Here is a 10578-nt window from a genome sequence, read left to right as displayed (position 1 = left end):
CGAATAAAATGAGCTACAGTCCCAATATACATGCGAGCAAAGCGACCATGTAATCCTCCCCGACTGTTCGAATAAAATGAGCTACAGTCCCAATATACATGCGAGCAAAGCGACCATGTAATCCTCCCCGACTGTTCGAATAAAATGAGCTACAATCCCAATATACATGCGAGCAAAGCGACAGCGACCATGTAATCCTTTATTGATTTAGCAGACTTCCAGTTCTGCTACACTTCGCTTAACTTCTTGCATGGCCCGAGGAAACTACCCTCTCCCTGCTTTCCGTCATCATGTAATCCTTCCAAATACCTTGAATACAAACACTTTCGATCAATTTGTATGAAGCAAAAATTTTCATCCTACCCGAAAAGTAGGTAGCCGATTTTTATCTCATTTGGAGTTTTGTCCCAAACCCGCACCTAGATTACTTCGGTAACGCCTTACTTAGCGCATCACCAAGCGTCGTAACCCCAATAATACTAACATCTTTCGGAAGCTTCCACTCCCCTTGATTATTCGCTGGGATGAAAATTCGCTTAAAGCCCAGTTTTGCAGCCTCTTGTACACGTTGCTCAATCCGCGAAACCCTTCTAATCTCACCCGTCAAACCAATTTCGCCGATAAAACAATCCGTATTTTTTGTAGGCTTATCATTGTAACTTGACGCGATACTCACTGCCACTGCCAAATCAATCGCAGGCTCATCCAGCTTCACACCACCAGCCGCCTTCAAGTAAGCATCCTGATTTTGTAATAATAGTCCAACTCGCTTCTCAAGCACCGCCATAATTAGTGATACCTTGTTGTGATCCATCCCGGTTGCCATCCGTTTCGCATTCCCAAACATCGTCGGTGAAATAAGCGCCTGGATTTCTACCAAAATTGGCCGCGTTCCCTCCATCGAAACAACAACCGTTGAGCCCGAAGCCCCGTCCAGCCTTTCTTCCAAGAATACCTCAGACGGGTTCGCGACTTCCACCAACCCAATATCGCGCATCTCAAAAATTCCAATTTCATTCGTCGATCCAAATCGATTCTTCACTGCTCGCAATATTCGGTAAGCATGATGCCGCTCCCCTTCAAAATAAAGTACCGTGTCTACCATATGTTCCAACAATCGTGGTCCAGCAATCGCGCCTTCCTTCGTCACATGTCCTACGATAAACACCGCAATATTTCCACCTTTTGCAATCCGCATCAACTCCGCTGTACATTCCCGAACTTGCGATACACTCCCCGCCGCACTCGTCACATCTGGATGATATATTGTCTGAATTGAATCAATAATCACGAAGTCAGGCTTCACATGCTGAATCGTCTGCTGAATCGCCTCCAAATTCGTCTCCGCATATACATACAAATTGTCCCCCGTCACAGCCAATCGCTCTGCCCGTAACTTCGTCTGTTTCACCGATTCCTCACCAGAAATATAAAGTACACGTTTCCCAGTTGTCGTAAGCTGCGCCGAAACCTGTAACAGCAACGTTGATTTTCCGATTCCTGGATCCCCACCAACGAGCACCAACGAACCTTGCACGACTCCGCCACCAAGCACCCTGTTAAGCTCCGGCATCTGCGTCAAAAACCGTGGCTCATTATCACTCGTAATCTTCGTAATAGGCACAGCAGCAGATACTTCATCCGTATGCGTAAACGATGACCGCCCTTTTTTTTGTTGGCTCAAGCATTTCTACCATCTGATTCCAAGCCCCACAATTCGGACATTTTCCCATCCATTTTGGTGACTCATAACCACATTCCTGACACATAAATTTCACACTACGCTTCGCTTTCGCCATTTTTAAATCACCTTCCAAATTTCATGTCTGTCCCTATTCTACCATACTTTTCACACTAAAAATCACCCAACATCAAAATTCCATTTTCAAGCCTGATTCTCACTTTTTCACGTAAAAAAGAAGGCAATCACGCCCTCTCTTCTTATCTTCTTACAGTAATTCTATATATCCTTCCGTTCCATGAACTCGAATCCGTTGCCCATCTAAAATCAGCTTCGTGGCCCCTTCAACGCCTACCACCGCCGGCAATCCGTACTCGCGTGCAATCACCGCACCGTGTGTCATGACACCACCAACTTCTGTAACCAAGCCCTTGATTGATACAAAAAGCGGTGTCCAGCTCGGGTCTGTAAAAGTCGTAACCAAAATATCCCCTGGTTCCAAATCGGCATCTTCCATTTTTAAGATAACTCGCGCACGTCCCTCGATTGTTCCAGCTGAAACCGGCAAACCAGCCAGTGTTCCATCTGGAATACCCTCTCGAGCGTAGCTCCCAGAAATAATTTCCCCATCCGAAGTGATAATACGTGGCGGCGTCGATTTTTTATCCAATTCGTACGCCTGTTTACGCGCATCAATAACCAGATAATCGACTTCTCCTGTCTCAACAACATCGCGAAATTCCGTAAAATGAAGATAATATACATCTTCGCTTTCATAAATAATACCCAGTTCAACTAACTTTCTAGCCTCGCGCATCAAAGCTTCCTTATAAATAAAATAGCGGCTAATCATTGCATATTTCGGATACTCCCGATATCCAATAAAATTCCGAATCAAGCGAATCACACGCTCCGCCTCCAGCGCTTTCAACTCACCGCCCGGCAACAACTTCAAACGTGTCAAAATTTCCCGCTCTTTTTCCAAAGCCTCGCGTCGTCCCTGCTCAAATTTTATCGCACTCGCACCAGCATCAAAATTCTTAACATTGCTAAGGATCATCGGAATTAGAATCGCGGGGTTCTCCACCCAACGCGCTTTCGTAACATCAATTTCCCCTGCGCAACGTACACCATATTTAGCAAGATAATCCCGAATCGCTTGCGCAGACTCATCACCCCCGTCAAACCGGCTCAACTCAGACAAAAAATCATCCGCGTTCACACGCTCTAAATACGACACAACTTCAGGATATGGCCGAATCCTATCCGCTAAGTCTAGCAATTCCAATCCCATTTCTGATGTAATATTGTCGGGCACCGACTGAGATAGAACATCTGCTACATTCTTCTCCCCCAGCCAAACCTCTATCTTATTATTCAACCATGTAGACGCCTCCATAGCCGTTAAAAATACCGCACTGCTCCGTGGATTCATCAAATACTTCTTCAAAACTTGAAAATCCTCCACAATAAAATCAAAAACATCCGTCCCCGACTTCCGCTCTATTTCAAGCTTCAAAGCCTCAAGTGAAGCCTTACTATCACGTATCAATACCGCTGGAATCCCTGGGTCATTTTCAATACGCGCCTGAAAAATATCCGAGTTCTCCTCCGTTGGCGCAACATTTAGCACTTTTTCATCATTCGGCACAACCTTCACAAACTCCCGTGCAATAATCGTCTCAAAAGCACCTTTCATCAAAGGATCCGACTGCCCCAAATTATTCACTAAATTATCTCGCCCAGCCGAACTCGCCAACATCCCCGTAATATCAACAAACAGACGACTACCAGCGACTCGCATCGGGGCCGGCGTTGTCATCAAATAAAAATCAGTCCCTAGTGGTTTCATCGCATCCGTCATCATTTGCTGATGTCCAACAGACACATACACCCGGTTCGCATCATCATCCGCCACAGGAATCGGATAAAGCGTCGTAATCGCCCGGCTTTGCACAATATAAAAAAGTCCCTCAGCTAAACACCACTCCACGTCTTGAGGCACACCAAAATATCCTTCAAGGAGCCTACCAATCCGTGCCAACTCTAAAATTTGTTCCGCCGTCAAAACTTGTTTTGTTTGTTGCTTCACATCAAGTTTCCGCGTCAATGTTCCACCAGTTTGCTCGCCATAAATCGCCAATTTTTTAGTAGCAATCATTGTATCCACAATTACGCCATCCCGAATTCTGTATGAATCCGCCGAAACAATCCCCGAAACAAGCGCCTCACCCAATCCAAAACTTGCATCAATCGACACAATTTTTCGATTTGAAGTCACCGGATCAGCCGTAAATAAAATCCCCGAAGCATCTGGAAAAACCATTTTTTGAATCACGACCGCTAAATAAACTTGACGATGATTGAATCCATTTTGTATCCTGTAAATCACCGCGCGATTAGTAAACAAGGATGCCCAACACTTGCTAATATGTTGCAAAATCGACTCTACCCCAATGACATTCAAATACGTATCCTGTTGCCCAGCAAAAGACGCCTGTGGTAAATCCTCTGCGGTTGCACTAGAACGAACTGCATAGGCATTCTCTTCACCAAATCGAGAAAGGTAACGCGTCACCTCACGCCCAATCTCAGAAGGCATTACTATTCCTTCAATAAGCTCCCGGATTTTACCACTAATCTCCGTAACTTGCTCTAAATCCTCGACACTCAAATCGGCAAGTTCAGCCAACAAAGCTTGATACGAATCGTTCTTTTCTACTGCCAATCGAAATCCCTCTGTCGTCACACAAAAACCTGCTGGCACACGAATCCTTTGAACTTTTGACAATTTACCAAGGTTTAGTCCTTTCCCACCAACGAGTAGCAGTTGCCTATCCGTCATTTCCTGAAAATCTAGAACAAATGAGCTCATTCAACATCTCTCCCAACTATTCATATACTACCCCATTTTACCAGTTACAAAAAATAATAAAAGTCTATATTTTAGCCATTTTAAATGGTATAGTTAGAGTAGGGGGGGGAGCTCACATTACGCATTACGAGGATCTGGAATCAGCCCAACTAATGGATGCGGTACGTATAATTCCTCCAAATAACTCATCTCATCCACGGTCAACTGAATATCAAGCGCAGCCACCGCACTCTCGAGATGGCTTTCTTTTTGTGCACCTACGATTGGAGAGACCACCTGATTCTTATTCAGCAACCAAGCAAGCGCAATCTTATCACGTGTCACGCCACGATTCGTCGCAACTTCCGCCAATCGCTCCACAATCCCGCGATCCGATTCCATCATTCCATCATATTTCGAATGTTGCACATGATCTGTCTCCGAACGCAAACTTGTTTCAGACCAATCACGCGTTAAACGACCAGACGCAAGCGGACTATATGGTGTCAATGCAATTTTCTCATCCCTGCAAAACGGCACCATCTCACGCTCTTCCTCCCGATAAATCATATTATAATGATTTTGCATCGAAATAAATTTCGTCCAACCATTACGCTCCGCCACACGCTGAGCCTTCTGGAATTGCCACGCATACATCGCACTCGCTCCAATATAACGCGCCTTTCCAGACTTCACCACATCATGCAACGCCTCCATCGTTTCTTCAATTGGTGTCTCGTAATCCCATCGATGAATAATATACAAATCCACATAGTCCATTCCTAACCGTTCCAAGCTATGGTTAATCTCACTCAAAATTGCCTTGCGCGAAAGTCCGCCACCATTCGGCTTACCGGGGCGCATAATCTGATGTACTTTCGTTGCCAAAACAATATCATCCCTGTTCCCCCAATCCTTCAGCGCTTTCCCAAGAATTTTCTCACTCTCACCCAGTGAATAAATGTTTGCCGTATCAAAAAAATTAATTCCTAATTCAAGCGCTTTCTTAATTACCGGACGACTGTGCTCCTCATCTAAAACCCACTTATGCGTCCATTTCTCTGCATCACCAAATCCCATTGCACCCAAACAAATTCGCGAAACATCCATACCCGTGTTCCCAAATTTCATATATTCCATCTATTTCTCCTCCTAAAAAATTGTGCCTTCCACAGTAGTATAAACCTTGAAGTCCACTCCAACACAAGTAATAACAAAAAAGTGATGAAAATCCAATTTCAGATTCCCATCACTTTTTAAATCACTTATTCCGATTTCTTAGGCTTAGATGTCTTTGCTTTTGTCTTTGTAGCAGTCGTTGTGGTTTTCTTTTTTGGAGCGACTTTCTTCTTCTCCTTCACCTGAACCGTCAACTCGCCACCTTTAGTCCCAATAACAACCGTATCGCCAACTTTAACCGTTCCACGCAATAACTCCTCCGACAATCGATCCTCGATATTTTTCTGAATCGCCCGTTTTAGCGGACGAGCTCCATACTCTGGATCATAACCATCTTTCGCAATTTTAGCCTTCGCGCTCTCTGTCAAGCTAACATGGATATTGCGCTCACTGAGACGCTTCGTCAACTGCTCTGTAAGCAATGTCACGATTTGTTTCAATTCCTTATCATCCAACGAATGGAAAACAATCGATTCATCAATCCGGTTAATAAACTCCGGCCGAAACGCTTTTTTTAGTTCTTGCAGCATCCGGTGTTGCATTGCCTTATGGTCCTTGGTCATATCAGAAACATTGAAGCCAACTGATTTGTCATCCTTCAGCTCTTGCGCTCCAATATTTGACGTCATAATAATAACCGTATTTCGGAAATCAACAACCCGACCTTTAGAATCAGTCAAACGCCCATCATCTAGCACTTGCAACAACATATTAAATACATCAGGATGCGCCTTTTCAATCTCATCTAATAAGACAACAGAATAAGGTTTTTGGCGAACTTTTTCCGTTAATTGGCCACCTTCCTCATAACCGACATAACCTGGAGGAGCCCCAACAAGACGCGCCGTTGAGAATTTCTCCATGTACTCTGACATATCAATTCGAATCATTGCTTCTTCGTCACCAAACATCGATTCAGCAACCGCTCGCGCCAATTCCGTTTTACCAACACCAGTAGGCCCTAAAAAGATAAACGACCCAATCGGACGCTTCGGATCTTTAAGCCCTGCTCGTGCACGTCTTACTGCCAATGAAACCGCCTTAACTGCCTCATCTTGACCAATCACACGTTTATGAAGCAGCGACTCCATATTTAGCAGTTTATCCGTTTCCGTCTCACCTAACTTCATAACCGGAATACCAGTCCAGCTTGCAACAACCTCAGCAACAATCTCCTCGGTTACCTCACTATTATCTTGGCCTTGTTTCTCATGCCAATCCTTCTTCTTCTCCGTAAGTTCACGTCTTAACCGTTGTTCCTTATCGCGCAACGAAGCTGCTTTCTCAAACTCTTGACCTTGTACCGCAGCATCTTTCTCTTTTTTCAGTTCTGCCAAGTTGGATTCCATTTCCTTCACATTCGCAGGTGTCGTATAAGCCTTCAACCGAACCTTAGAACCTGCCTCATCAATTACATCAATCGCTTTATCTGGCAAGAAACGATCTGAAATATAACGATCCGACAACCTCACAGCCGCATCAAGCGCGCCATCTGTAATTGCAACACGGTGATGCGCCTCATAACGATCCCTGAGCCCACGCAAGATTTGAATCGACTCATCGACAGTCGGTTCCTCTACACGAATCGGCTGGAAACGCCTTTCAAGTGCCGCATCCTTTTCAATATACTTTCGATACTCATCAAGCGTCGTTGCACCAATACACTGTAACTCTCCACGAGCCAGTGAAGGTTTCAGAATATTCGACGCATCAATTGCACCTTCCGCACCACCAGCACCAATCAACGTATGCAATTCATCGATAAACAAAATCACATTTCCGGCCTGGCGAATCTCATCCATCACTTTTTTCAAGCGATCCTCAAATTCTCCACGATATTTCGTACCTGCAACAACTGTCCCCATATCGAGCGTCATCACGCGTTTTCCCCGAAGTGTCTCTGGAACCTCATTATGCACAATCTGTTGCGCCAAACCTTCTGCAATTGCGGTTTTACCAACCCCAGGCTCCCCAATCAAGACAGGATTATTCTTTGTACGGCGACTAAGTACTTCAATCACACGCTGAATTTCCTTCGAACGGCCAATCACAGGATCCAAGTTCTCTTCCCGGGCAATAACCGTCAAGTCCCGCGCTAAGCTATCCAATGTCGGTGTCGCCTGCGTATTAGTAGAACGACCAGAAGCCGCTCCATCACCGCCACCAAGCAATTGCAATACTTGTTGACGCGCCTTGTTCAGACTAACACCTAGGTTCCCAAGCACACGAGCCGCAATTCCCTCACCTTCTCGAATCAGGCCGAGCAAAATATGCTCTGTGCCGACATACGTATGACCAAGTTTACGCGCCTCATCCATCGACAACTCAATCACTTTTTTCGCACGTGGCGTATATTGAATCGTTTGAACGGCAGTCTCACCCTCACCAATCAAACTCTCTACTTCCTTTTGCACCTTGTCTGAACTAATTCCAAGCTCATATAACGCCTTTGCAGCGATACCCTCGCCCTCACGAACCAGCCCTAATAAAATATGTTCCGTTCCCAAATTACTATGTTTCAACCTCATAGCTTCTTCCTGTGACAAAGCCAATACTTTCTGCGCTCTCTGTGTAAATCTTCCAAACATCATGGTAGTTTCCTCCTCCAATTTTCGAAGCTTAGTATGTATCCAAAATATCCCGGATAGCTGCAGCCCGAATCACTTTTTCTTCCAATTCATTCATATCCCGCTGCGCAAACTTTCGTAAAAAAGCTGGTTGCGAAAATAATATCAGTTCATTGACCTTTTGACTAGGTATATGCTCAATATATCCCATCTGCACCCCTAATCGCAAGTCAGAAATAGCGTCCGCTGCTTCTTTCTGTGCCAATATCCGACTATGTTTCAACATCCCATATGCTCTGAAAATTCTATCCTCCATCACAATATGGAACTTTTGCTTCAATTTGGTTCGGCAAACCCGTTCCTGCATAATAAGCTGCTCCATCACATCAGACAAATCCTGCACAATCTCAAGCTCCGTCTTCCCCAATGTCACTTGATTTGAAATCTGAAAAATATTACTTGCCGGCCGACTTCCTTCCCCATACATTCCTCTTACCACAAAACCGTACCTTCTAATCGCTTCTATCGTTTTTTTGTAACTGTTTTGTTGCAACTAATCCCGGCAAATGAACCATCACAGAAGCCCTAAGCCCCGTTCCAACATTCGTCACACACGTCGTCAAATACCCTAACCGCTTATCAAAAGCATATGGCATTTTCCTCTCAAACGCATCATCCAACTTAAATGCCGCATCCAGGACACGCTCCAACTGGAGCCCTGGCGCCATACACTGAATCCGAATATGATCCTCCTCATTAAACATCACACTCGCCTTTTCATCCTCACTAATCATCACCGCACCAAACTCATGCCGGCGCATCAGCTCAGGACTAATCAAGTGGCGCTCCACCAACATCCCGCGCTGCAACAACGACAAATCCCTCATCTCCAAAAGCGGAAATTCACCGTCACCAAACACCTCACGAATCCGCTCCAACAGCTCCAAACCAGCCCCAGAAAAGTTCCATTCCTTAAAGTTCCGAGCCAACCTCACCCGCGAACTAATCACAACATCATTCTCCGGCCCAACTGACTTCAACCAAGAACTAAGCACCGGCTCAAACAAATGTTCATTCCCCATCCAAACCAGCTCCATCCTCTTTCAAAGCCTTAATCTGATCCCGAACCAACGCAGCCTCCTCGAAAGCCTCCTCAGCAATCAGCAAAACAATCCGGTCCTGCAAAACCTGTAACTGTTCCTCCACCGCCAAAACTTCTTTCTCAGCAAGCGGAACCTTCCCAACATGGCCCTTATTCCCATTTTGAGCTCGCTCCACCATCTGCATCACATTCTCCGAAAATTTGTCATAACAATGCTCACAGCCCAGTTTAGAGGAATCCATCACTGCCTGTAAAGACATTCCACAATACTCACACTCCAGCATCTCGACATCTTTGTCTGGCGTCTTCTGCAATAAACTCAAGAAGTCCACACTATTCTCAGCAACCTGCTCCTCCATATAAGCCATACTCTGTGCCTCCGCACATCCCTTACACAAAAATACCGAGAAAGTTTGACCATTAAATTCATGTCTAATTTCAATATTAGCCTCATTCTCCCCACAACTCTGACAAATCATAAAATGCCTCCTACTCGTATTTCAATGCCTCAAGCATCGCCTCAAGCATCCGACTTCGAACAATATCACGCTCAGGTAAAGGCAAAGCAATCACATTTCGATCCATCGCAGCCAACATCAAACGCGCCTCTCTTTTAGAAATAACCTCTTCCTCCAACAATCTGAGCAAAACATCCTCCGCAAAGTTTTGCGACACCTTCTTCTCATGCACCATCACAATAATGGCGTCTAACAATTGCAATTTATCATTCATCTTAACCTTGATAATTCTAATATAGCCACCACCACCACGCTTACTCTCAACCAAATAACCGCGTTCCATCGTAAAGCGCGTATTAATCACATAATTAATCTGAGAAGGCACACACTGAAACTGATCTGCCATCTCACTTCGTTTAATCTCGACAGCCTCACTAGCCTCAAGAACCTGCTTCAAGTAAGCCTCAATGATATCCGATATATTCTTCATAAGGATGAACTCCTTTCACTACACTGACTTTGACTATTTTTGACTTTAATTATACTAAAAAAAAGAGCCTAATTGCAAAGAATTAGCTCTCAAACAAAAAAAACGCTAAACTTTATATCGTTTAGTGTTTTTAAAATATATACATTGCCCGGCGACGACCTACTCTCACAGGGGGAAGCCCCCTACTACCATCGGCGCTGAAAAGCTTAACTTCCGTGTTCGGGATGGGAACGGGTGTGACCTCTTC

General features: G+C 44.8%; 5 protein-coding genes, 1 rRNA gene and 2 pseudogenes. All 8 read right to left on the bottom strand.

The window, feature by feature from the left end; genetic code table 11:
• Positions 1 to 424 precede the first annotated feature (424 nt).
• Positions 425 to 1799, bottom strand: a pseudogene (radA, locus tag PROCOU_RS12490) (DNA repair protein RadA).
• A 150-nt stretch (positions 1800 to 1949) separates the two neighbouring features.
• Entirely contained in the window at positions 1950 to 4556 is a 2607-nt protein-coding gene (gene ppsA / locus PROCOU_RS12485; protein WP_036072949.1) for a phosphoenolpyruvate synthase, read from the bottom strand.
• Between the two features lie 117 nt (positions 4557 to 4673).
• On the bottom strand, positions 4674 to 5675 hold the full coding sequence (locus PROCOU_RS12480; RefSeq protein WP_036072948.1) for an aldo/keto reductase: 1002 nt from the start codon (positions 5673 to 5675) through the stop codon (positions 4674 to 4676).
• Between the two features lie 125 nt (positions 5676 to 5800).
• The gene (locus PROCOU_RS12475) at positions 5801 to 8305 is read right to left on the bottom strand and encodes an ATP-dependent Clp protease ATP-binding subunit (RefSeq protein WP_036072947.1); all 2505 of its coding nucleotides are present in this window, start codon (positions 8303 to 8305) and stop codon (positions 5801 to 5803) included.
• Positions 8306 to 8333: 28 nt separating this feature from the next.
• Positions 8334 to 9363: pseudogene (locus PROCOU_RS12470) on the bottom strand (protein arginine kinase).
• A complete protein-coding gene (locus PROCOU_RS12465; RefSeq protein WP_036072945.1) occupies positions 9353 to 9862 on the bottom strand; it encodes a UvrB/UvrC motif-containing protein in 510 nt (169 codons plus the stop codon). Before PROCOU_RS12465 ends, PROCOU_RS12470 begins: the two are co-directional and overlap by 11 nt.
• A 10-nt stretch (positions 9863 to 9872) precedes the next feature.
• On the bottom strand, positions 9873 to 10331 hold the full coding sequence (locus tag PROCOU_RS12460) for a CtsR family transcriptional regulator (protein WP_036072944.1): 459 nt from the start codon (positions 10329 to 10331) through the stop codon (positions 9873 to 9875).
• 146 nt (positions 10332 to 10477) lie between these two features.
• Positions 10478 to 10578, bottom strand: a 5S ribosomal RNA gene (gene rrf / locus PROCOU_RS12455); the annotation flags it as partial.

The organism is Listeria rocourtiae FSL F6-920, assembly GCF_000525975.1.
GTDB classification, from domain to species: domain Bacteria; phylum Bacillota; class Bacilli; order Lactobacillales; family Listeriaceae; genus Listeria_A; species Listeria_A rocourtiae.
This window is presented reverse-complemented; position numbering and strand designations above follow the sequence as displayed.

Bases quoted from the DNA above. Each gene is read 5' to 3' on its own strand.
- PROCOU_RS12480 (WP_036072948.1), bottom strand. From the start codon at position 5,675: ATGGAATATATGAAATTTGGGAACACGGGTATGGATGTTTCGCGAATT.
- PROCOU_RS12465 (WP_036072945.1), bottom strand. From the start codon at position 9,862: ATGATTTGTCAGAGTTGTGGGGAGAATGAGGCTAATATTGAAATTAGA.
- PROCOU_RS12475 (WP_036072947.1), bottom strand. From the start codon at position 8,305: ATGATGTTTGGAAGATTTACACAGAGAGCGCAGAAAGTATTGGCTTTG.
- PROCOU_RS12460 (WP_036072944.1), bottom strand. From the start codon at position 10,331: ATGAAGAATATATCGGATATCATTGAGGCTTACTTGAAGCAGGTTCTT.
- ppsA (WP_036072949.1), bottom strand. From the start codon at position 4,556: ATGAGCTCATTTGTTCTAGATTTTCAGGAAATGACGGATAGGCAACTG.